The organism is Rhodococcoides fascians A44A (assembly GCF_000760735.1).
Classification (GTDB): domain Bacteria; phylum Actinomycetota; class Actinomycetes; order Mycobacteriales; family Mycobacteriaceae; genus Rhodococcoides; species Rhodococcoides fascians_E.
Genome location: NZ_JMEX01000005.1, coordinates 343,812 through 366,429 on the forward strand (window position 1 = coordinate 343,812; position 22,618 = coordinate 366,429).

21 protein-coding genes are annotated in these 22,618 nt (G+C 66.4%); 1 reads left to right on the plus strand and 20 read right to left on the minus strand.

Features of this window, described 5'->3' with window-relative positions; translation table 11 throughout:
• From tpiA to BH95_RS05470, 17 genes are all read right to left on the minus strand, one after another.
• The coding region (gene tpiA, locus BH95_RS05390) for a triose-phosphate isomerase (RefSeq protein ID WP_037181903.1) at window positions 1–767 on the minus strand (767 nt) is incomplete at its 3' end.
• 3 nt (window positions 768–770) lie between these two features.
• A complete protein-coding gene (locus tag BH95_RS05395) occupies window positions 771–1,982 on the minus strand; it encodes a phosphoglycerate kinase (RefSeq protein ID WP_019666359.1) in 1,212 nt (403 codons plus the stop codon).
• Between the two features lie 4 nt (window positions 1,983–1,986).
• Window positions 1,987–3,006: a type I glyceraldehyde-3-phosphate dehydrogenase gene (gap, locus tag BH95_RS05400; RefSeq protein ID WP_019666360.1), complete on the minus strand. Its 1,020-nt coding sequence runs from the start codon at window positions 3,004–3,006 to the stop codon at window positions 1,987–1,989.
• A 157-nt stretch (window positions 3,007–3,163) separates the two neighbouring features.
• Complete coding sequence (gene whiA, locus BH95_RS05405; protein ID WP_019666361.1) at window positions 3,164–4,147, minus strand: DNA-binding protein WhiA; 984 nt, start codon at window positions 4,145–4,147, stop codon at window positions 3,164–3,166.
• Entirely contained in the window at window positions 4,138–5,136 is a 999-nt protein-coding gene (locus tag BH95_RS05410; protein WP_019666362.1) for a gluconeogenesis factor YvcK family protein, read from the minus strand. The genes whiA and BH95_RS05410 overlap by 10 nt, the downstream gene beginning before the upstream one ends.
• A complete protein-coding gene (rapZ, locus tag BH95_RS05415) occupies window positions 5,133–6,059 on the minus strand; it encodes an RNase adapter RapZ (RefSeq protein WP_371828079.1) in 927 nt (308 codons plus the stop codon). Before rapZ ends, BH95_RS05410 begins: the two co-directional genes overlap by 4 nt.
• A gap of 56 nt (window positions 6,060–6,115) precedes the next feature.
• Complete coding sequence (gene uvrC / locus BH95_RS05420) at window positions 6,116–8,242, minus strand: excinuclease ABC subunit UvrC (RefSeq protein WP_080733959.1); 2,127 nt, start codon at window positions 8,240–8,242, stop codon at window positions 6,116–6,118.
• A 41-nt stretch (window positions 8,243–8,283) separates the two neighbouring features.
• Window positions 8,284–8,739: a PH domain-containing protein gene (locus BH95_RS05425; protein ID WP_019666365.1), complete on the minus strand. Its 456-nt coding sequence runs from the start codon at window positions 8,737–8,739 to the stop codon at window positions 8,284–8,286.
• Entirely contained in the window at window positions 8,736–9,233 is a 498-nt protein-coding gene (gene ribH, locus BH95_RS05430) for a 6,7-dimethyl-8-ribityllumazine synthase (RefSeq protein ID WP_019666366.1), read from the minus strand. The genes BH95_RS05425 and ribH overlap by 4 nt, the downstream gene beginning before the upstream one ends.
• The gene (locus tag BH95_RS05435) at window positions 9,230–10,483 is read right to left on the minus strand and encodes a bifunctional 3,4-dihydroxy-2-butanone-4-phosphate synthase/GTP cyclohydrolase II (RefSeq protein ID WP_037181321.1); all 1,254 of its coding nucleotides are present in this window, start codon (window positions 10,481–10,483) and stop codon (window positions 9,230–9,232) included. Before BH95_RS05435 ends, ribH begins: the two co-directional genes overlap by 4 nt.
• A gap of 81 nt (window positions 10,484–10,564) precedes the next feature.
• Window positions 10,565–11,179, minus strand: a complete 615-nt coding sequence (locus tag BH95_RS05440) for a riboflavin synthase (protein WP_037163099.1) — start codon at window positions 11,177–11,179, stop codon at window positions 10,565–10,567.
• 25 nt (window positions 11,180–11,204) lie between these two features.
• Entirely contained in the window at window positions 11,205–12,230 is a 1,026-nt protein-coding gene (gene ribD, locus BH95_RS05445; RefSeq protein ID WP_037163096.1) for a bifunctional diaminohydroxyphosphoribosylaminopyrimidine deaminase/5-amino-6-(5-phosphoribosylamino)uracil reductase RibD, read from the minus strand.
• Window positions 12,230–12,907, minus strand: a complete 678-nt coding sequence (gene rpe / locus BH95_RS05450; RefSeq protein WP_037163093.1) for a ribulose-phosphate 3-epimerase — start codon at window positions 12,905–12,907, stop codon at window positions 12,230–12,232. Before rpe ends, ribD begins: the two co-directional genes overlap by 1 nt.
• A gap of 63 nt (window positions 12,908–12,970) precedes the next feature.
• The gene (locus tag BH95_RS05455; RefSeq protein ID WP_176458839.1) at window positions 12,971–13,306 is read right to left on the minus strand and encodes an MmcQ/YjbR family DNA-binding protein; all 336 of its coding nucleotides are present in this window, start codon (window positions 13,304–13,306) and stop codon (window positions 12,971–12,973) included.
• A gap of 51 nt (window positions 13,307–13,357) precedes the next feature.
• The gene (locus BH95_RS05460; RefSeq protein WP_027498523.1) at window positions 13,358–14,788 is read right to left on the minus strand and encodes an RsmB/NOP family class I SAM-dependent RNA methyltransferase; all 1,431 of its coding nucleotides are present in this window, start codon (window positions 14,786–14,788) and stop codon (window positions 13,358–13,360) included.
• A gap of 41 nt (window positions 14,789–14,829) precedes the next feature.
• Window positions 14,830–15,753, minus strand: coding sequence for a methionyl-tRNA formyltransferase (gene fmt / locus BH95_RS05465; RefSeq protein ID WP_037181323.1), 924 nt, complete (start codon window positions 15,751–15,753; stop codon window positions 14,830–14,832).
• An 87-nt stretch (window positions 15,754–15,840) separates the two neighbouring features.
• Window positions 15,841–16,479, minus strand: a complete 639-nt coding sequence (locus BH95_RS05470; RefSeq protein WP_080737961.1) for a PadR family transcriptional regulator — start codon at window positions 16,477–16,479, stop codon at window positions 15,841–15,843.
• A 158-nt stretch (window positions 16,480–16,637) separates the two neighbouring features.
• Between BH95_RS05470 and BH95_RS05480 the strand changes: the two genes are divergently transcribed.
• A complete protein-coding gene (locus BH95_RS05480; protein ID WP_037163083.1) occupies window positions 16,638–18,425 on the plus strand; it encodes a GGDEF domain-containing protein in 1,788 nt (595 codons plus the stop codon).
• Here the strand turns inward: BH95_RS05480 and BH95_RS05485 are convergent.
• From BH95_RS05485 to metK, 3 genes are all read right to left on the minus strand, one after another.
• Window positions 18,341–19,192, minus strand: a complete 852-nt coding sequence (locus BH95_RS05485; RefSeq protein WP_037163080.1) for a cyclase family protein — start codon at window positions 19,190–19,192, stop codon at window positions 18,341–18,343. The two genes, BH95_RS05480 and BH95_RS05485, sit on opposite strands and share 85 nt — an antisense overlap.
• A gap of 92 nt (window positions 19,193–19,284) precedes the next feature.
• Entirely contained in the window at window positions 19,285–21,321 is a 2,037-nt protein-coding gene (locus BH95_RS05490) for a primosomal protein N' (RefSeq protein ID WP_179275338.1), read from the minus strand.
• Complete coding sequence (metK, locus tag BH95_RS05495; RefSeq protein ID WP_019666379.1) at window positions 21,318–22,535, minus strand: methionine adenosyltransferase; 1,218 nt, start codon at window positions 22,533–22,535, stop codon at window positions 21,318–21,320. Before metK ends, BH95_RS05490 begins: the two co-directional genes overlap by 4 nt.
• Between the last annotated feature and the right edge of the window lie 83 nt (window positions 22,536–22,618).

Consider the following 22,618-nt stretch of genomic DNA (forward strand, 5'->3'; position numbering starts at 1 on the left):
GCGGCGATTGCCGACAATGTGGCGAACTCGTCCGCCTTGAGGGAGGCTCCACCGACGAGCGCACCGTCGACGTCGGGCTGGCCGACGATCTCGCCCACGTTCTTCGCGTTGACGGAGCCGCCGTAGAGGACCCGCACGCCCGCCGCCACCTCTGCGGAGGCGAGCGTCTTCAGCTCCTCGCGGATTGCCGAGCACACTTCCTGCGCGTCCGCGGCACTGGCCACTCGACCGGTGCCGATCGCCCACACCGGCTCGTAGGCGACCACGACCTTCGCGATGTCCTCGGCCGACAACCCGGCCAGCGAACCACGAAGCTGCGTGATGTTGTACGAGACGTGCTCGCCAGCCTCACGGATGTTGAGGCCCTCACCGATGCACACGATCGGTGTGAGTCCGTGCTTCAGTGCAGCCTTGGTCTTGGCTGCGACCGCGGCGTCGTCCTCGCTGTGCAGGGTTCGACGCTCGGAGTGCCCGACGACAGCGAACGTGCAACCGAGCTTCGCGAGCATCGACCCACTGATCTCACCGGTGTATGCGCCGGACTCCTGTGCGGAGACGTCCTGCGCGCCGTAGGTGAGCAGGAGCTTGTCGCCCTCGATGAGCGTCTGCACACTGCGGATGTCCGTGAACGGCGGAATGACCGTCACGTCCACCTTGTCGAAGTACTTCGCGGGCAGCGAGAACGCGATCTTCTGCACCAGCGAGATCGCCTCGAGGTGGTTCAGATTCATTTTCCAGTTGCCTGCGATGAGCGGCTTACGTGCCATGGTTCATCCCTCCAGCGCTGCGATGCCGGGAAGCTGCTTGCCCTCGAGGTATTCGAGAGATGCACCGCCTCCGGTCGAGATGTGCGAGAAGCCGTCGTCGGACAGTCCCAGTGCACGGACGGCGGCTGCGGAGTCCCCGCCGCCGACGACGCTGAACGCGCCCTTCTCGGTGGCACCGACGATTGCCTCGGCGATGCCCCGCGTTCCTGCGGAGAACTTCTCGAACTCGAAGACACCGGCCGGGCCGTTCCAGAAGATCGTCTTCGCGTTCGCGAGCACGACGGTGAATCGGCTGACGGACTCCGGCCCGATGTCCAGTCCCATCCAACCGTCCGGGATCTCGGATGCGGCAACGGTCTTGGCTTCGGCGTCCTTCGAGAACGAGTCACCCACGACGATGTCGACCGGCAGGTGGATGACGTCGCCGAACCGCTCGAGCAGGTCCTTGCAGACGTCGATCTGGTCTTCCTGCAGAAGCGAAGAACCGACCGAGTAGCCCTGTGCGGCAAGGAAAGTGAACGCCATGCCGCCGCCGATGACCAAAGTGTCGACCTTGGGTGCGAGCGCCTCGATGACACCCAACTTGTCCGAGACCTTCGACCCGCCGAGCACGACCGCGTACGGGCGTGCCGGATCCTCCGTCAACTTGGCCAGCACGTCGACCTCGGTGGCCACCAGACCACCTGCGTACGACGGAAGCAGCTTCGCCACGTCGTACACCGAAGCCTGCTTGCGGTGCACGACGCCGAAGCCGTCGGACACGAAAGCACCCTCACCGTCGGTGAGCGCGACCAACTCGGCTGCCAGCTGAGCACGCTCGGCCTCGTCCTTGCTGGTCTCACGCGGATCGAACCGGATGTTCTCCAGCAGCAGTACGTCGCCGTCGGTCAGCCCCTCGGCACGAGCCTGAGCATCCTGGCCGACGACGTCGCCCGCCAACTGAACGTGGCGACCGAGCAGTTCCCCGAGCTTCGACGCCACCGGCGCGAGCGAGTACTTCGCCTCGGGCTTGCCGTCCGGCCGGCCGAGGTGCGCGGTGACGATGAGCTTCGCACCGGCGTCGAGCAGTGCGTTCAACGTCGGAAGCGATGCGACGATGCGACCGGGATCGGTGATGACACCGTTCTCGATCGGCACGTTGAAGTCCGAGCGCACCAGAACCGGGCGACCCGACACGCCGGCGTCGATCAGGTCCTGCAGAGTCTTGACTGCCATGTGATCAGAGGGACTTTCCGACGAGACCGATGAGGTCGGCCAGGCGGTTGGAGTAGCCCCACTCGTTGTCGTACCAGGACACGATCTTGACCTGGTCGTCGATGACCTTGGTCAGCGGTGCGTCGAAGATCGACGAGTGCGGGTCGGTGACGATGTCCGAGGACACGATCGGGTCGGTGCTGTACTTCAGGATGCCCTTCAGCGGGCCTTCCGCTGCTGCCTTCATGGCGGCGTTGATCTCGTCGACGGATGCCGACTTCTTCAGGTTCGCCGTGAGGTCGGTGACCGAGCCGGTCGGGATCGGCACCCGCAGTGCGTATCCGTCGAGCTTGCCGAGAAGCTGCGGGAGCACCAGGCCGATGGCCTTTGCCGCGCCGGTGCCGGTGGGGACGACGTTGAGGGCCGCTGCGCGTGCGCGACGCAGGTCGCTGTGCGGGCCGTCCTGCAGGTTCTGGTCCTGCGTGTACGCGTGCACCGTGGTCATGAGCCCCTTGACGATGCCGAACTCGTCGTCGAGGACCTTGGCAATGGGGCCGAGGCAGTTGGTGGTGCACGACGCGTTGGAGATGATGTTCTGGCTGCCGTCGTACTTGTCGTCGTTGACGCCCATGACGATCGTGATGTCCTCACCCTTGGCAGGTGCGGAGATGATGACCTTCTTGGCGCCTGCGTCGAGGTGGCCCTTGGCCTTCGAGGCGTCGGTGAAGATACCCGTGGACTCAACTACGACGTCGACGCCCAGGTCACCCCACGGGAGAGCCGACGGTCCCTCGCGCAGCGACAACGCCTTGATCTTCTGATCGCCGACGACGATGGTGTCGTCGCCTTCGAGGCTGACGTCGTGCGGCAGACGGCCCAGGATCGAGTCGTACTTCAACAGGTGCGCCAGGGATGCGTTGTCGGTGAGGTCGTTGACAGCCACGATCTCGATGTCGGTGGTGCCCAGAGCTTTCTGCGCATCGACTGCCCTGAAGAAGTTACGTCCGATGCGGCCGAAGCCGTTCACGCCTACCCGGATCGTCACTGTTCGCTCCTAAGTTGTTGAACCGATTGTCGTATTTCGCGCATGGGGCAAGTCCCTACGTGCGTTTTCCACCCTAGTGTGCGCACTGCATTCGCGCGCGCATCACCCTCCACCTGCAGTTATCCGAGCAGTCGCGTCGTCGGCTCTCGCCGGTGCCTCAGGCCTCGTCGAGCAACTCGGCGGTGACGGCGGACTCGGTGTCCGGAATGCCGGTGTCCTTCGCCTTTCGATCCGCCATGGACAGCAACCTGCGGATACGTCCGGCGACCGCATCCTTGGTCATCGGTGGGTCCGCGAGTTGGCCGAGTTCTTCGAGCGATGCCTGTCGATGCTGGACGCGCAGCGACCCGGCCGCAGCCAGATGATCCGGCACGTCTTCGCCGAGAATCTGCAGCGCACGTTCGACCCGCGCCGCCGCGGCCACGGCGGCTCTCGCCGATCGGCGCAGGTTGGCGTCGTCGAAGTTGGCCAGCCGGTTGGCGGTGGCACGCACCTCACGACGCATGCGCCGTTCTTCCCAGACGAGCCTGGTGTCCTGCGCTCCCATGCGTGTGAGCAGCGCGCCGATGGCTTCTCCGTCCCGCACGACGACTCGGTCGGTGCCTCGCACTTCCCGTGCCTTGGCGACGACGCCGAGGCGGCGAGCTGCACCGACCAGTGCCAGTGCGGCCTCGGGACCGGGGCAGCTGATCTCGAGTGCCGAGGACCTACCCGGCTCCGTCAGAGAACCGTGAGCCAGGAACGCCCCGCGCCACGCTGCTTCGGCGTCACCGACCGTGCCGCCGACCACCTGAGCGGGCAGCCCTCGGACGGGACGTCCACGCATGTCGAGAAGTCCGGTCTGGCGGGCGAGTGCCTCGCCGTCCTTGGCCACTCGGACGACGTACCGCGAGCTCTTCCTCAGACCACCGGCGCTGAGAACGTGGACGTCGGACGTGTACCCGTAGAGGTCCAGGATCTCGCGGCGCAGTCGGCGTGCTGTCGAACCGAGGTCGACTTCCGCCTCGACGACTACTCGTCCGGCAACGATGTGAAGCCCGCCGGCGAAACGCAGCAGCGCCGACACTTCGGCCCTCCTGCAGCTCACCTGGGTGACAGCGAGCCTGCTCAGCTCGTCCTTCACCTCAGCTGTCATGGCCACGAAGTGATCCCCTCTCTGCGCGGCCCGTCGGACGCGTCGTTCTCCTGCGAGGAGACGATGCTACCGAGAGCCGCAGCCAACTTTCCGAAATGATGTGCGTGGGTGCCCGGTTCCGCGACGTCCACGTAGACGACGTCGGCTCCCAACCGTGCTGCCGCTCGGGCGAGATGCTCGCGTTCGCCACCGGCCGGGACGAACGCGGAGTCGACGACGATGTGGTCGACCCTGAAATCCGGTGCGTGCTGGGACAGTACGTGCAGGTGCCGCTCGGCGGAGAATCCGGTCGTCTCCCCCAATTCCGGTGCCAGATTGAGTACGAGCACCTTGACCGCGGACGACCGTGCCAATGCGGCCAGCAGATCCGGGACGAGTACGTGGGGAATCACACTCGAGAACCACGACCCCGGTCCGAGTACGACCAGATCGGCCTCGTCGATGGCGCGAACCGCTTCGGGCGTCGCGGGCGGATCCGACGGTAGGAGTCGTACGCGCCTGACCTTGCCCGGTGTCGTCGCGACGGCGACCTGTCCGCGGATGACGCGCGACACCCTTGGATCGTCCTCCAAGCCAGAGACGTCGGCCTCGATGTCCAGCGGGATCGGTGCCATCGGCACGACGCGGCCCTCGATTCCGAGCAGGCGCGCTGCTTCGTCCAACGCGAGCACCGTGTCACCGAGAACCTCCGTCAGGCCCGCGAGGATCAGGTTCCCGACGGAATGGCCCGCGAGCGCACCCGATCCACCGAACCGATGCTGCATGACGTCCGCCCACATGCGCGTGCGTTGTTCCTCCGACGACAGCGCTGCCAGCGCCATACGGAGGTCGCCCGGCGGGACCATCCCGAGCTCCGCGCGGAGCCGGCCCGAGGACCCACCGTCGTCCGCGACGGTGACGATTGCTGTCACGTGCGATGCGAGCCTGCGTGCCGCGCTGAGCGTTGCGTACAGACCGTGTCCACCGCCGAGGGCGACGACTTTCATGTCGCTCATTCGCGGCCCGCGTCTCGGTGCAGCACCCGCACCGACAAGTCTTTCTCTCGCGCCAGCATGTCTGCCAGCGCTTCTGTCATTGCCACACTTCGATGCTTGCCACCCGTACACCCGACCGCGACGGTCATGTAGCTCTTGCCCTCCCTGCGATACCCGTCGACGGTCAAGTGCAACAAGTGCCGAAAGGTCTGCAGGTAGTCCTGGGCACCGTCTTGACCCAGGACGTAATCACGCACTGCAGGCTCTTTGCCAGTATGTTCTCGCAACTCGGGAACCCAGTGCGGATTCGGCAGAAATCTCACGTCGCACACCAGATCGGAATCGATCGGCAGACCGTATTTGAAGCCGAAGGACTGGACGGTCACACCGATCACCGCGATGTCGGTTCCTCCGAACGACGCCTCCACTCGGCGACGTAGTTGATGCACCGACAGCGATGTCGTGTCCACGACGACGTCCGCGACGGATTTCACCTCGGCGAGCCGGGCACGTTCGGCGTGAATCCCCTCGGACAGGGTGCCGTCCTGGCCGTCGTTCTGTAGTGGGTGGCTTCGGCGGTTGGATTCGAACCGTTGGATCAGCACCGCATCCGCGGCCTCCAGGAACAGGACTCGGTTCCGTATGCCCCGCGAGTTCAGTTCACGAACGACCCATCCGAGGTCACCGGTGAACAGTCGGCTGCGGACGTCCATCACCAGTGCGAGGCGTTCGAGCGGAGGTTCCGAGGCGAGCGCCACGTCGATCATCTTCGAGATCAACTCGGGTGGCAGGTTGTCCGCCACATACCACCCCAGGTCCTCGAGCACCTTCGCGGCCGTGCGCAGACCCGCACCGGACAGACCGGTCACGAGCGCAACCTCGATAGCATGAACTGCGGTCGCTCGAACTGCGGTGGCTGGAATCGCGTCCGGTCGTGCGTCCACGTCTCCAACCGGGTCCGCTTCGTGAACGTCGTCCTCCTGCCGAACATCCGGTTCGCTCACGTCACAACCTGCCCTGTCGAAGTCGTCTCCTGCCGATCTTCCCCCACCGGCGCCGTCGATGCCGACATATCGCCCTCGACCTCGGCCGACGACCCTTCGCCTGCGGCTGCCCCCGTCGCGGTGACGCCGGCGTCGGCGTCACCTGCCCCCAGTGCGTCCAGGACTGCCTTGGCGGTGGTGGCTCCGATTCCCGGGACCTCGACGATGTCCTCCACCGTCGCCTGTTTGAGTTTCGCGACGGAGCCGAAGTGCGTCACCAGCGCCGTCCGTCTGGTCTCGCCGAGACCCTTCACCGAATCGAGCGCCGACGCGGTCATCCTTCTGGACCGCTTGCTGCGGTGGAACGTGATGGCGAACCGGTGCGCTTCGTCCCGAACCCGCTGGAGCAGATACAGCGACTCGCTGGTTCGAGGAAGGATCACCGGATCGGATTCGCCGGGAACCCACACTTCCTCCAGACGCTTCGCGAGGCCGACCACTGCGACGTCGGTCACACCCAACTCGTCGAGTACCTCGGACGCGGCAGCGACCTGCGGTGCTCCGCCGTCGACGACGAACAGGTTGGGCGGATACGCGAACCGTCGCGGACGCCCGGTCTGCGGATCCAACGCGGCCTCCGGCGACAGGTCGCCCCCGGATTCGTTGCCCGAGGCATCGGAGCTGTGGCGCAGGAATCGTCGGCGGGTGACCTCGGCGATGCTCGCGACGTCGTCGGAATGCCCGTCTCCTGCGGCTTCCTTGATCGCGTAGTGCCGGTAATCGCTCTTGCGCGGCAACCCGTCCTCGAAGACGACGAGCGACGCGACGACATCGGTGCCCTGAACGTGCGAGATATCGATGCACTCGATGCGCAGCGGCGCGGAATCCAGATCCAGCGCCTCCTGAATACCCTGCAGCGCGGCGGATCTCGATGTGAAGTCACCGGCTCGCTTCAACTTGTGCTGTTGCAGAGCTTCTTTCGCGTTTCGTTCGACGGTTTCCGCGAGCGCCTTCTTGTCTCCTCGCTGCGGAACCCTCAGCTGCACGTTCGATCCGCGCAGCTCGCTCAGCCACTGCTGCACCTCGTCCGCGTTGCCCGGTAGGACCGGGACGAGCACTTCCTTCGGGACCGCGTTGGCTCCCGCGTCGTCGACGCCGGGAGTGCGCGAGGACAACGCTGCTTCCTGGCCGTAGAACTGGGTGAGGAACTGCTCGACCAGAGCCGGAAGGTCGGACTGATCGTCGGCCACCGTCTCGATGACCTCACCCGCCTTCTCCACGACCCATCCGCGCTGTCCGCGGACTCGGCCGCCGCGTACGTGGAAGACCTGCACCGCAGCCTCCAGCGGATCGGTCGCGAAGGCCACCAGGTCGGCGTCGGTTCCGTCACCGAGCACCACAGCCTGCTTCTCCAGTGCCCGCTTCAAGGCGCCCACGTCGTCGCGGAGTCGAGCAGCGGATTCGAAGTCCAGATTCTCCGACGCGTCCTGCATCTTCTTCTCCAGCTGCCGAACCAGCTTGTCCGTCTTGCCGGACAGGAAGTCACAGAAGTCCTCGACGGTGCGTCGGTGCTCGTCGGCCGACACGCGTCCGGTGCACGGCGCGGAACACTTGTCGATGTAGCCGAGCAGACACGGGCGACCGATCTGCTTGTGCCGTTTGAGAACTCCTGCCGAACAGGTACGGGCCGGGAACACACGCAACAACAGATCGAGAGTCTCGCGAATTGCCCACGCGTGTGCGTAGGGACCGAAGTATCGGACGCCCTTGCGCCTGGGTCCGCGGTAGACGAACAGACGCGGATACTCCTCGTTCATCGTGACCGCAAGCATCGGGTAGCTCTTGTCGTCGCGGTACCGAACGTTGAATCGAGGATCGAACTCCTTGATCCAGTTGTACTCGAGCTGCAGCGCCTCGACCTCGGTCGTCACCACGGTCCATTCGACGGATGCCGCCGTGGTGACCATCTGGCGAGTGCGCGGGTGCAGGGACGCGACGTCCGCGAAGTACGAATTGAGGCGGCTTCGAAGGCTTTTGGCCTTGCCCACGTAGATCACGCGTCCGTGAGGATCACGAAATTTGTACACGCCGGGCTCCACCGGGATGGTTCCGGTTGCCGGGCGATATGTAGCTGGGTCGGACACGGTGTCCAGGTTAGCCGCAGCCACCGACCGGCTTCGGCGAGCTAGCGGTCCGAGCCCGCATACTTCGCTTCCAGGCTGCGGAAGGACCGGACCGCGGCGACCGCGTGATCCCGATCGTTCGACTGGATGGCCATCACCGGAATGAACTCGTCGTCCGGGATGTCCACCCGCGCCCACATCGCCCCGTCGGGGAAGGACAGACCGCGAACGAGGTCCCATTCGATCAGACGCTCGGACAGGATGTTCCTGACCGCAACGCCCTTCTTGCCGACCCGCACGCGTGGGCGCGTCAACAACAGTGCGATACCGGCCAACAACACACCGATGCCGGCCAACGCCAGCTGATCGGCAGTGCGGAAGTACACCCCGGTGGGCGAGATCCGCAGCAGGATCGCCACGGTGGTGTGTGCCACCACCAGCAGAACAGCGGCAGCAATCGCGTAGCGCGCGGACTTCTTGGACCGGACCTCGAGATCCCAGCCTGCGTTCTCCGTCATCGAAATTCCTGGTTCGTCCACGGTTGCCGCAGATGCTTCAGGGTCAGCGCGGTGTCGATCGCCGCCGCAGCGGCCTGCCCGCCCTTGTCCTCCTTCGACCCGGGAAGCCCGGACCGATCGAGAGCCTGCTGCTCGTCGTCCGTCGTCAACACTCCGTTGGTCACGGGAGTGCTCTCGTCGAGCGACACCCGCGTCAGACCGGCCGTGACGGCGTCGCACACGTACTCGAAATGCGGTGTTCCGCCTCTGATCACCACGCCGAGAGCAATCACCGCGTCGTGGTCACGGGCCAAGGTCTGCGCGACGACCGGAAGCTCGATCGCCCCCGCCACTCGAACGACGGTGACCTCGGTGACACCGGCTTCCTCGACCTTCCTGCGTGCGCCGTCGAGCAGAGCCTCGGAGATGGTGCGATGCCACTGACCGGCAACGATGGCGACCTTCAGATCACCTGCACCCTCGAGTTGTAGTTGTGGTTCGCCTTCCCCGCTCATGAATGCTGCCCCTTCTCGTATGCGTCGAGTCCGGCCAGGTCGTGGCCCATGCGGTCGCGCTTGGTGCGTAGGTAGGTCAGGTTCTCCGCGTTCGCCCGCAGCGGCATCGGGACGCGCTCGGTGACGTGCAGTCCGTATCCGTCGAGACCGACTCGCTTGGCTGGATTGTTCGTCAGCAGGCGCATCGAGGAGATGCCGAGATCCACCAGAATCTGAGCACCGATTCCGTAGTCCCGCGAATCGGCTGGAAGTCCGAGCTGAAGGTTTGCGTCGACGGTGTCCGAACCTGCGTCCTGCAGCTGGTACGCCTGCAACTTGTGCAACAGTCCGATACCGCGGCCTTCGTGCCCTCGCATGTACAGCACGACGCCTCGGCCCTCGGTGGCGATCATGTCGAGCGCAGCATCGAGCTGAGGACCGCAGTCACACCGCAGCGAACCGAAGACGTCGCCGGTCAGGCACTCCGAGTGCACACGGACCAGGACGTCGCTGCCGTCACCGTCCGGTCCGGCGATATCTCCGCACACCAGGGCGACGTGCTCCACCTCGTCGTAGACGCTCTGGTATCCGACGGCGCGGAAAGTGCCGTGAGCGGTGGGAATCCGAGCATCCGCGACGCGCACGACGTGCTTCTCGTGCTTGCGGCGCCACGCGATGAGATCGGCGATGGAGATGAGTGCGAGGTCGTGGTCGTCCGCGAAGACCCGCAACTCGTCGGTCTGCGCCATCGAGCCTTCGTCCTTCTGGCTGACGATCTCGCAGATGACTCCCGCAGGCCGCAGATCGGCCATTCGTGCCAAGTCGACGGCCGCTTCGGTGTGACCCGGTCGACGCAGGACTCCGCCGTCCTTCGCGCGAAGCGGAACCACGTGTCCCGGCCGGGTGAAATCGCCCGCGCCCGTCGTCGGATCCGCCAGCAGCCGCATGGTCGCAGCCCTGTCCGAGGCCGAGATTCCGGTCCCGATGCCCTCCCGGGCGTCGACCGTCACCGTGTAGGCCGTGCCGTGCTTGTCCTGGTTGGTCGCGTACATGGGAGGAAGACCCAGGCGGTCGCAATCGTCACCGGACAGCGGTACACAGAGGTACCCCGAGGTGTACCGCACCATGAACGCGACGAGTTCCGGCGTCGCCTTCTCGGCCGCGAAGATGAGGTCGCCCTCGTTCTCGCGATCCTCGTCGTCGACCACGACCACAGCTTTACCTGCGGCGATGTCCGCAACCGCGCGCTCGATACTGTCGAACCTTGTCACGTCCTACGCTCCATACGTCTTGTTCACACCCCAGACGAATTCAGGCATGAATACTTCGTCAACAGTAACTTTCCGGCATTCCTACTCGGCGGCGAGGGTCTGCAGCCGTTCGACGTATTTGGCGATCACGTCGACCTCGAGGTTCACCGGCGTCCCGACGTCCGAACTACCCAGCGTCGTCAGGTCGAGCGTCGTCGGAATGAGCGAGATCTCGAACCAGTGCCCGCCGCCGTCGTCGCGACCGAGCGCCGACACCGTCAGCGACACCCCGTCGACGGTGATGGAGCCCTTCTCGACGACGTACCGCGCGACCGAGGTGGGCATTGCGATCCGGACGACCGTCCAGTTCTCCGAAGGAGATCGGTTCACCACCGTCCCGGTGCCGTCGACATGACCCTGAACCAGGTGACCACCCAGCCTGCTGTTCAATGCTGCCGCACGTTCCAGATTGACCCGGCTGCCCACCTCCAAGCGCTGCAAGCTGGACCGGTTCAACGTCTCCTGCATCACGTCGGCCGTGAACGCGCCGTCGGCCAGCACGTCGACGACCGTCAGGCACACACCGTTCACGGCGATCGAATCACCGTGCCCTGCATCCGACGTGACGATCGGACCCTTCACCGTGAAGCGGGCGGCATCGGTCAGATCGTCCTTGCCGACGATCTCGCCGAGTTCCTCGACAATCCCAGTGAACATCAGATCTCCACTCTCTCGTTTCCGGTCACTTCTGCAGCTTCACCGCGCTGACGACCACGTCGGTTCCCAGTGGGACGACACTCTCGATCGAGAACCGCAGGGCGTCGGAAATTGTTCCGACGCCTGCATTCTCCACCGCCGAGGTCCCCGAACCGAGTACGACGGGAGCGATGTACGCCACGATGCGGTCGACGACACCTGCGGCGAGAAAGGCGCCGGCCAGGGTCGGCCCACCCTCGACCAGGACGTCGGTGTACTCGCCGAGCGCGTCGACGACGTCGTGCGGATCGTGCGATCGGACGAAGATCGTGCGTGTGTGGTCGCCGCGGATGCGCGCCTCGGGAGGGATGTCACGATGGCCGACGACGACGCGGACGGGTTGGTGCGGTGCGGAGCTTCCGTCGGGAAGCCGGGCCGTGAGCAGCGGATCGTCCGCGATCACGGTTCCGGTCCCGACGACGATTGCGTCCAGAGTCGCGCGCTGCGCGTGTACGTGCGCGCGAGCGTCGGGTCCGGTGATCCACTGACTCGTGCCGTCCTGCGCTGCGCTGCGGCCGTCGAGACTTGCCGCGTACTTCAACGTGATGTGGGGGCGTCCGGTCCGTTGCTTGTGCAGCCACGCACGCAGTGGACCGCGCTTCACGGCGTCGGACTCCAACCCGGACGAGACGTCGACGCCTGCCTCGGCGAGCGTGCCTGCTCCCCCTTCGGCAAGAGGGTTGGGATCGGCCACCGCATAGACGACACGACGAACGCCTGCCGCGATCAGCGCCTGCGAGCACGGACCGGTCCGACCGGTGTGATTGCACGGTTCGAGCGTGACCACTGCCGTTCCGCCGCGTGCGCGTTCACCGGCTTCCGCAAGAGCGACCACCTCGGCGTGCGGACCCCCGGGCGGCCGCGTCGCCCCGGTCCCCACGACGACCCCGTCGGGGTCGAGGATGACGGCTCCGACCGGCGGATTGGGACTGGTCGACCCCCTGGCCGTTTCCGACGCGGCGATGGCGAGCGCCATGGCGGCGGTCTCGCTCACAGCGGCGCCGGATGTCATCAGTGTGCGAGGTGGTGCGACGCCCCGGCTGCACGGTCGCGCAACGCGCGCACGGTCGCTGCGGGATCGGCTGTGCCGTACACGGCGGACCCGGCGACGAAGCAGTCGACGCCGGCGTCCGCGGCCTGCTCGATGGTGTCGGCATTGATGCCGCCGTCGATCTCGACGACCAAGGTCAGTTCGCCGGAGTCGACGAGATTGCGTACCGTGCGAGCCTTGCTCAGCACCTCGGGAATGAACGACTGTCCGCCGAAGCCCGGCTCGACGCTCATGACGAGCAGCGTGTCGAAATGCCGAAGTATCTCGAGGTACGGCTCGATCGGGGTGCCGGGCTTCACGCTCAGGCCTGCTTTGGCTCCCGCTGCACGGATGTCCTTCGCGACGGCAATGGGATCGTCCGTCGCCTCCGCGTGGAACGTGACGTTGTAGGCACCTGCCTCCGCGTACGGCGGCGCCCACCGAGCCGGATCCTCGATCATCAGATGGCAATCGAGGGGTATGTCGGTGGCCTTGACGAGACTCTGGACGACGGGAAGGCCGAGCGTCAGATTGGGAACGAAATGCGCGTCCATGACGTCGACGTGGAGCCAGTCGGAGCCTGCGACGGCCTCTGCTTCCTCCCCCAGACGGGCGAAGTCGGCGGAGAGGATGGACGGAGCGATCATCGGAGCTGCCACGATGAGACAGCTTAAAGGGTCGGCCGCCGGGCTCCCGCGGCGCGTGATTTCTCCGTGCCCGATTCAGAGCCGCTTCAGGGCCCGCTTGGGCGCCTTCGCTCGCCACGCTTCGGTGAGCAGCTCCTGCACTTCGGTGGCGTCCGCCCGGTCCAGGTCCACGATGATCGAGCCGTGCCCGTCGTAGTGATCCGTGGTGTAGTACGCGGAGCCGGGCGCGGCCAGCAGAGCTTCTTTCTCTTCGAGGCTGCACATGACGACCACGCCGCCCTCTGCTTCGGCCCGTAGACGGGCTATCAACTTGTTCGCCACCTTCAACGCGGGAGTGTTGTAGGACGTCGACTCCTCGGTCTCCGGAAGGGTCGCGGCGAACGAGACGAGGTCTTCCCATGCAAGTGCCATGGGAACAGTGTCGACCATGTCCGGCCGCGGCACTTGGAGGAATGCGCAGCGTCAGTCCAACGGTCGACGAAGCGCAGCGAGGAACATCGCGTCCGTTCCGTGGCGGTGCGGCCACAGCTGCGCCGACGCACCGTCACCGAGCTGTGGAACGTCGGGCAGGAGCTGGTGGGTGTCCAGCTGCCGAGCGCCGTATCGGCGCACCGCGTCCGCGACGACGGCCGTGGTCTCGGACAGGTGCGGCGAACAGGTCGAATACACGACGACGCCGCCCGGCCGTACCAGCTTCAGTGCGGAGGCGAGCAGTTCCTTCTGCAACGCCACCAGCCCCGCCAGGTCGGACTGCGTGCGACGCCACCGCGCCTCGGGCCTCCGGCGCAGCGCTCCGAGTCCGGTGCAGGGCGCATCGACCAGGACTCGGTCGTATCCGCCGTCGAGACCCGGGTCCCGGCCGTCCACGACGTGAACGGTGACCGGGAGCCCCTTCGTCGTCTTCGACACGAGGTCGGCACGGTGCGGGGTCGGTTCGACGGCGTCGACACGGGCGCCGTCGATCTCGGCGATCGCCCCGAGCAGAGCCGCCTTGCCTCCGGGACCTGCACACAGGTCCAGCCAGCGTCCGCCGTCCTCGCCCTCGATCGGTGCCAGCGTCAGCGCGCGCGCCACCAGTTGGCTGCCCTCGTCCTGCACACCGGCCAGGCCGTCTCGGACTGCGTCGAGCTTGCCGGGATCACCGCCGTCGAGATAGACGGCGTACGGCGAGTACTTGCCCTCTTCACCTCCGGTGACGAGGGCGAGCTCCTCGGCGGAGATCTCCCCAGGTCGTGCGACGAGATGGACTGCGGGCCTGGCATCGTCGGCGGCCAGCACATCCGCCAGTTCTGCGGCGTCCGCCCCGAGCGCGTCGGCGAAGGCCTGCGCGATCCACTTGGGATGCGCGTACTCGAACGCCAGATGTCCGACGGGATCCTTGTCTGCTGCGGGAGCGAGCTCGTCGACCCATCGATCGGCGGACTTCTCCGACACTCGCCGAAGCACGGCGTTGACGAATCCTGCCTTGCCGCTGCCGAACTCGGCCCTGGTCAGATCGACCGACGTCGCCACGGCAGCGTGGGGCGCCACGCGGGTACGAAGCAGTTGGTAAGCACCCAGCCTCAGGATGTCGAGCAGACCACCGTCTATCTCCGAAATCGCACGACCCGAACCGCTTTCGATGACCGAGTCGAGGAATCCTCGGGCTCGCGACGCTCCGTAGGCGAGTTCGGTCGCCAGGGCAGCATCACGCGTGTCGAGCTTGCGCTCGCGCAGCAGCCCCGGGAGCACGAGGTTGGCGTAGGCATCCCGCTCGCGTACCGCCTTCAGTACGTCTCTGGCGGCGAGTCGCGCAGGGTCGACAGGCGGGGTCGACCCCGGCCCTCCCCCACGATTCGGCCGGTTGCCCGCCCCCCGGCGGGATCCCGAGGTGCGCGTCGGCCCGTTGTTCACGTTGCCGCGTCGGCCTGCTCGGCCCTGGTTCTTCTCGGAGCTCACAGGGCAACCGCCGTTTCCGTCAGCCGGGCACCGCGCGCCCAGTCGAGTGCTTTCATGAGTTTCTTGCCCTGGGGTTGGACGTCGCCCAGAGCTACTGCGGTCGTTGCAGTCCCGACGAACACCCCGTCCTTGCGGACCAGGACGTGCCCGGCTTCGAGGCCCACGTCCGACACTGTGACCGGGGCTACTTTCAGCCGCACGTCTCCGATCGTCGTCCACGCACCGGGCGACGGGGTCACCGCGCGGACGTGCCGGTCGATCGACGCCGCCGAGGAGGTCCAGTCGATGCGCGCCGAGTCGACGGTGATCTTCGGTGCGTAGGACACGCCGTCTACCGGTTGCGGAACTGCGGAGGCCTCACCGGCCTCGATCGCGTCGAGAGTCGCTTCGAGCAGTACCGCACCACTGAGCGCGAGGCGGCCCAGCAGGTCGCCCGCCGAGTCGGTCGACCCGATGGTTTCGGTGACGACGCCCAGGACCGGGCCGGTGTCCATGCCTTCTTCGAGGAGGAACGTCGATGCGCCCGTCACGTCGTCGCCCGCGGAGATCGCTGCTTGAACCGGGGCCGCGCCCCGCCACGCGGGGAGCAGCGAGAAGTGCAGATTGATCCATCCGAACTTCGGTACGTTCAGCACCGGCCGCGGCAGCAGTGCTCCGTATGCGACGACCGGGCACACGTCGGGTTCGAGCGCGGTGAGAGCGTCGAGGAACTCCGGCTCCGACGGGCGCTGCGGCGTCAACACCGGGATCCCGTGTTCGTCTGCCAGCAGTCCAACGGGCGAGCGTCCGATCTTGCGTCCACGACCTGCGGCCGCATCCGGACGCGTGATCACCGCGACCACGTCGTGCCGATCCGACGAGATCAGTCGCGCCAGCGACGGAACTGCCGGGTCGGGCGTACCTGCGAACACAACGCGCACCAGAGGGCTCCCACGAATAGGTAGAACGGATTTCTCACGAACCACCCATTCTAGGGACCACCCACCGGGCACGAGCACGCCCGTCGATCATGCGTCGGACTCACCGGCGTGCGGTGTCTCCTCCTCGGCCAGAATTCGGTACAGGCGTCTGCGCGCATCGACGAGAACCTCGCTTGCGGCCGCGACCTGACCCGGCGTCCCGACCGCAGCGACCTGACCTGCGGCACCCATCAGCAATCCGATCAGACCCCGCAGGTCCATCGCATCACCTCCGACCGTTCCGCGTACGTCGTCCCACGGAGAACCCAGCTCCTCCCGGTGTTCGTCGACGAACGTCCGGCCGGTCTCGGTCAGGCGAGCCGTCTTGCGACCGTCGACCTTCTCGATCAGGACGAGACCCTCGTCCTCGAGCTGTGAGAGCGCGGGATAGATGGACCCCGGGCTCGGCTTCCACGCGCCCTCGCTCTTCGCGACGATCTGCTGGATCAGCTCGTACCCGTGCATCGGCGACTCGGCCAGGATCAGCAGGACTGCAGCTCGAACGTCACCGCGACGACCTCGTCCTCCGCGGCCGCGGCCGCGGCCGAGGTTGCCCGCAGGCCCGAAACCGCCGGGCCCGAAACCGCCGGGACCGAAACCGCCCCGATGATGGGGACCGCCCCGGTGATGCGGTCCCCCGCGCCGTGCGTGTCCGTGGACGTGCTCATGTTCGTAGAAATTTTCCATGTCCGTCTCCTTCTGTATCGTTTGGACGTATTGACGATATATCGACAATAGGTTTTCGGCAAGAGTGACTGTCGAGCAGTTCATTGGACGGCGGCCGACAGCTGCCACGAGCGGCTAGCCTGTTCGCACCGAGGTTCGTGTCGATACGAGGGGGCACCATGGCGAACTCACTGAGGAAGCGCGTGATCGCTTCCCTCGGTGCGGTCGCCCTCGTCGTGGCGCTCGCGAGTTCCGGACTTCTCCCCGACGCCGCGTCGGTCGCCCTCGACGACGCAGGCCAACTCGCCGGAGGGATCGCTGCCACCGTCGTGTGCTGGCGCACCGGTGGACGCCGATCCGGCGCACAGCGTCGGTGGCGCCTGCTGATGGCCGCCGGCATGGCGTGCTGGACCGGCGGGATGGTGATCTGGGCCCTCTACCGATCGGTGCTGGATGTGCCCTTGCCATCGCCGTCCTACGCGGACATCGGTTTCTTCCTCTTCCCCATCTTCGCGGTGCCCGCACTCCTGTCCGTGATGCGACGCGCGCCCCATCGCACGGAGTCGGGCAGCAGTTACCAGTGGCTCACGTCGGTTCTGGACGGTCTCGTCGTCGTCGGCTCGTTGTTCGTGATCTCGTGGGCGACGGTGCTCGGTCAGGTCGCCCGCTCGGACCGATCCGATTCGCTGCAGTTCCTCATCGCTCTCATGTACCCCATCACCGACCTCGTCCTCCTGGCCATGGTCGGATTGCTCGCCGTGATACCCCGCGTCCTGCGGCGTTACCGGGCTCAGCTCACCCTGCTGGGTGGGGGTCTGACATCGCTGGCCGTGTCCGACAGCCTGTACGCGTACCTGGTCGCATCGGGTGCAAACGAGATGCCGTTGATCGCCGACGCCGGTTTCATCGCCGGACCGGTCCTGATCGCGCTGGCGGCCTCGGCGCCGTCGGTCGTCGCGACGAGCACGGACCCCGAGTTCGCCCCAACACCGGCGCCCATCCGATCACCCGCGCCCATCCGATCACCCGGGCCCACCCGGCCACTCGAGCCCACCGAGTCGCTGCCCGGATCCGGGCACGACCGGACCCAGCTCCTGCTGCCGTACGCGCTGATGGCTCTGACCGGAGTGGCCGTGGCGCTGCAGCGGTTCACGAACGGGACCGTGGACCCTGTTGTCTTCGGTCTGTTTCTCGGCGTGATCGTGCTCGCGGTGGTGCGGCAGGTCATGACGCTCGTACAGAACGACGCGCTCCTGCGCACGCTGTACTCGACTCAGAACGAGCTGACCTATCGCGCCCACCACGACGGATTGACCGGTCTGCTCAATCGCTCCGCCTTCGACGAACACCTCGCCGCCGCCATCGAACGTCACAACGACAACGGCGATGTCGGAGTACTTCTGCTCGTCGACCTGGACGACTTCAAAGCGATCAACGACAGGCTCGGTCACGGAGCAGGCGATCGATCGCTGAAGACTCTGTCGGGTCGACTCGTGGATTCGGTGAACGCTGGAGAACACGGCGGAGTCGTCGCCCGATTCGGCGGCGACGAGTTCACCGTGCTCATCCCGGCATCCATCGATGCCGGCTGCACCACGGCCCGATCGATAGTGGACTCACTGCGAGAACCACAGGACATCGAGGGCCACGTCGTCTCCATCGGTGCCAGCGTCGGCGTCGTGGAACTCGACGTGTTCGAGCACTCCGTCACCGCTGACGCCCTGCTACGCAACGCCGATCGAGCGATGTACGAGGCCAAGAAGAACGGCAAGGCCGGAGTGTTCGCGTACGACTCCGACGGAACCCTCCGTATGGTCTACAACCTGTCGGTGCAGGGCGCGCCGTTCGACTGGTTCGGTCACGGGCGCGCCGCTGCGGACGCTCAGGGCAGCCGTGGAACCAGTCCGAATATCGTTGCCGGCGAACCGGATCCAGCCCGATTGATCGGACCACCGACCAGAACGTAGGCGCCGGTGGTGGGCAGCTGTTCCAGGTTGCGCAGATTCTCGAGGCTGATGCGATGCCTGTCGTACAGCTTCACCGACACCGGATAGGTGTCGTCGTTGCCGAGGTCGGGCCCGAAGGTGTCGGTTCCCAACGCACCTCGTTCCGCGAGACGACCCGTGTCGATGAGCCACTGCACTGCATCGACGGAGAATCCCGGCTGATGAGTGACACCGTCGGCGTCGGCGTTCACGTACGCGTCTGTCCCCCAACGCGATTCCCACCCGGTCCACAGAACGACGGCGGCACCGGACGGAATTCGTCCGTTAAACGCCTCCCACTCCCGAAGATCGGCGATCGTCACCGCGTAGTCGGCGTTCGCCGCCGCCTTCTCCCGAATGTCGATCTTCACCGCCGGGAGAAACAGATCCTCCGGAACGAGCTGATCTGCCGTCAGGCCACCGTCCTGGAAATGAGCGGGTGCACCCCAATGCGATCCGGTGTGTTCACCCTCACGAACGTTCTGGAGGTAATAGCCGTCCTCGGCCACCGTCGCAGCCGTCTCGAGCACGAACTCCGGATCGCCGGGGAAGATCGGCGTCGTCGCCGGGTCGTTCACGTGCGAGAGCGACACGATCTTCAGCAGACGATCCAGCGGTATTCCGAACCCCGGCAGATTCGACGACCCCGACTCCGGTGCCGCCTGGGCGACCGCAGGCCCGGCGAGTTTCGCACCTGCGACGACGGCCAAGCCCGTCGCGACACGTCTGATCAACTGTCTACGTTTCATTTCCCCGACCCCGCTCCGATGTACGACTCGATGTCCAGTCCGACTCGACTGTCGGTATGGACTCTAGGCGCTGAGGGGCGCTGATGGGAGCGTCAACCGATGCGGATCGGATCGATCTGTACGCGAACCGCTTCCGTGTTCTTCCGGGCGCTGCTGGCGGCTTGCGCGTCGGCGAGAGCACGCGCCAGCGCTCCGCCTGCACGACGAGGCACGCGGAGCAGTATTCGCTGTACGTCGCCGGGAAGTCGGTCCTCTCCCCCGCCCGCGGGCAGACGCTGCCCGTCGGGCAGTTCCACGGGCCCGAGGACTTCGGTCTCGGCCGGAAGTTCCGCGGATTCGACGAGCGCCGTGATCGCGGCTGTCGTTCCGTCGACCGCCGCGACGTGGACGGCGGGAGGAAAGCGAACGTCGACGCGCTCGTCCAACTCGCTTCGGGCGTGGCCGACCGGATCCCACCGCACCAACGCCTGAACGGTGGGCAGCTCGGATTCCGCGACCACGACCACCCTGCCGCCGTCGGCACCGGGGCGTACCAGCGCCGACGCCGTCATCCATCGTCTGAGGGTTTCCTCGGCCGCTCGGAGGTCCGCACGCCCGAGCAGTGCCCATCCGTCGAGCAGCAGCGCCGCCCCGTACCCGCCGCTGATCGTCGGTTCCGCACCCACCGTCGAGATCACCAGCGACGCACCGGCATCCACCGAGTCCAGGACAGCGCTTCCACCGGACGTGCGCACCGGAACACCCGGGAAGGCGCGGCCCAATTCCTCGGCGGTGCGGTGCGCGCCGATCACGACCGCACGCAGGGCCCTCGATCCGCACACAGCGCACTTGTGGTTGGTGTCCGCAGCTCCGCACCACCGGCACGTCGGGCTACCTGCTCCGTCGGCACCCGGCGCAGACGGCAACGCGAGCGGTCCGTTGCACCGTCGACATCGAGCGGGGTTGCGACACTTCGCGCATGCGAGCGACGGAACGTACCCGCCGCGCGGAACCTGAACCAGCACCGCCGTGTCGTTCTTCAGAGCGGTCCTCGCGGCGTCGAACGCGATGGCCGGCAGTCTCGCAGCACGCGCCCCCGGGTCACGTGCCAGCGCATGATCACTGTCCGCCAGCGCGACGATGTGCGGTTGCGCGGCCCGCACCGTCTCACGCGACGCCAACAGGTCGTGAGCCCACCCCGAGTCGACGAGGGCTTCGGCCTCGGCGGTGCGCGCATGCCCGGCGAGGACGACGCCGCACCCGGTGCCGTGCGCTCGGAGGAGCGCCACCTCGCGCGCATGGGGATAGGGCGAACGTGGTTCGGCGTACCCGTCGTCGCCGTCGTCCCACAGCACCATCAGGCCGAGGTTCTGCACCGGGGCGAACACGGCACTCCTGGTCCCGACCACTACGGACACGTCGCGCCGTAGCGCAGCGAGCCAGCGTCGATAGCGTTTCGCCGGGCCGAGCCCGGCCGACAGTGCCACCACCTGGTCGTCGCCGAGGACGGCCTGACACGCCGACGCCACTCGGTCCAGATCCCGCTGGTCCGGCACCACGACGACGGCGCTGCGACCCGACGTTGCCGTCACGGCCGCTATCTCCGCGATCCGCCGTGCCCAGTCCTCACCCGGCAGCGCCTGCCAGACCGCTCGGGGTCCACGGCCCGCCCTGAGAGCATCGACGAACGCAGCGCCGTGTGTGTACCTGTCCCACACAGAGGCGTCGACAACTGGGTGGTCGGCAGCGGTGGAGACGGCGGAGACATCCGGCAGCGGCTCCGATTCGACCTTGGCGTGACGCGGCGGGACGGCGAGCCTCAACACGTCGGCGCGCGTTCCTGCGTAGCGGTGCGCAACAGCGTCGACCAGCGTCGCGATCTCCGAGGTGAGGACACGTTCGGGTGAGACGACGCGATCGAGAAAGCCGAGTTTGCCGGTGTGGTCGCTCGTGGCGACACGCTCCACGATGTAGCCGTCGACCAGCCGGCCGGCAAAGCGAATACGCACTCGCACACCGGGATTCGCATCCTCCGAGAGCTCCGCCGGAACGAGGTAGTCGAATTCGCGGTCGAGATGCGGGAGCGGGAGAAGCGGCAACACCCGAGCTACGGGTAGCTCGGGTGCTGCCGCTTTCGGTGCGCTGCTCAGGCGAGTCCCGCGGCGGCGCGGAGCTTGTCTGCGCGGTCCGTCGACTCCCACGGCAGGTCGATGTCGGTTCGGCCGAAGTGGCCGTACGCGGCGGTCTGCGCGTAGATCGGTCGAAGCAGATCCAGATCGCGGATGATGGCGCCCGGACGTAGGTCGAACACCTCCGAGATCGCGGCCTGGATGCGAGCAGGATCGGTCTTCTCGGTTCCGAAGGTCTCCACGAACAGACCGACGGGTGCAGCCTTGCCGATGGCGTAGGCGACCTGTACCTCGATGCGGTCCGCGAGACCTGCCGCCACCGCGTTCTTGGCTACCCAGCGCATCGCGTACGCGGCGCTGCGGTCCACCTTGGACGGATCCTTGCCCGAGAACGCGCCACCGCCGTGCCGGGCCATGCCGCCGTAGGTGTCGACGATGATCTTGCGTCCGGTCAGGCCTGCGTCACCCATGGGCCCGCCGAGAACGAACTTGCCGGTGGGGTTGACCAGCAGCCGGACGTCGGAGGTGTCGAGGGACGGGACGTTCAGTTCCGCCAGGACCGATCCGAGCACCTTCTCGCGAATGTCCGGCGTCAGTAGGTTGTCGAGATCGATGTCCGCGGCGTGCTGCGTGGACACGACCACCGTGTCGAGACGGACTGCGTTGTCACCGTCGTACTCGATGGTGACCTGAGTCTTGCCGTCGGGACGCAGGTACGGCAGGACGCCGCTCTTCCGCACCTCGGTGAGTCGTCGAGAAAGCCTGTGCGCCAGAGCAATCGGCAGTGGCATGAGCTCAGGAGTGTCGGTGTTGGCGTACCCGAACATCAATCCCTGGTCGCCTGCGCCCTGACGGTCGATCTCGTCGTCGGACAACCCCTCGACACGCGCCTCGTGCGAGTGATCGACGCCCTGCGCGATCTCGGGCGACTGTGCGCCGATCGCCACGTTGACTCCGCAGGAGTTGCCGTCGAAGCCCTTCGCCGACGAGTCGTACCCGATCTCGAGCACCTTGTCGCGCACGATCTTGGGGATGTCCGCCCACGCCGTCGTATTGACCTCGCCGGCAACGTGAACCTGGCCCGTCGTGACGAGCGTCTCGACGGCCACGCGTGCACGAGGATCCTCCGTCAGCAGCGCGTCGAGGATCGAGTCGCTGATCGCGTCACAGATCTTGTCGGGGTGGCCCTCTGTTACCGACTCACTGGTGAAGAGCCGACTACCGGACTTACTCACGTGTTTCCTCTCGACGTGTCAAAAGCGTTCACTTCAGCCAAGCTGTATCTACAAATATTCGACACTAGTCGTGCACAGGATGC

Coding starts and splice junctions, on each gene's coding strand:
- BH95_RS05410 (WP_019666362.1), bottom strand. CDS start 5,136: ATGAGCGACATGAAAGTCGTCGCCCTCGGCGGTGGACACGGTCTGTAC.
- ribH (WP_019666366.1), bottom strand. CDS start 9,233: ATGAGCGGGGAAGGCGAACCACAACTACAACTCGAGGGTGCAGGTGAT.
- BH95_RS05480 (WP_037163083.1), top strand. CDS start 16,638: ATGGCGAACTCACTGAGGAAGCGCGTGATCGCTTCCCTCGGTGCGGTC.
- BH95_RS05455 (WP_176458839.1), bottom strand. CDS start 13,306: ATGGCACTTGCATGGGAAGACCTCGTCTCGTTCGCCGCGACCCTTCCG.
- BH95_RS05440 (WP_037163099.1), bottom strand. CDS start 11,179: ATGTTCACTGGGATTGTCGAGGAACTCGGCGAGATCGTCGGCAAGGAC.
- ribD (WP_037163096.1), bottom strand. CDS start 12,230: ATGACATCCGGCGCCGCTGTGAGCGAGACCGCCGCCATGGCGCTCGCC.
- BH95_RS05395 (WP_019666359.1), bottom strand. CDS start 1,982: ATGGCAGTCAAGACTCTGCAGGACCTGATCGACGCCGGCGTGTCGGGT.
- BH95_RS05425 (WP_019666365.1), bottom strand. CDS start 8,739: ATGACGGAGAACGCAGGCTGGGATCTCGAGGTCCGGTCCAAGAAGTCC.
- BH95_RS05470 (WP_080737961.1), bottom strand. CDS start 16,479: ATGGAAAATTTCTACGAACATGAGCACGTCCACGGACACGCACGGCGC.
- BH95_RS05485 (WP_037163080.1), bottom strand. CDS start 19,192: ATGAAACGTAGACAGTTGATCAGACGTGTCGCGACGGGCTTGGCCGTC.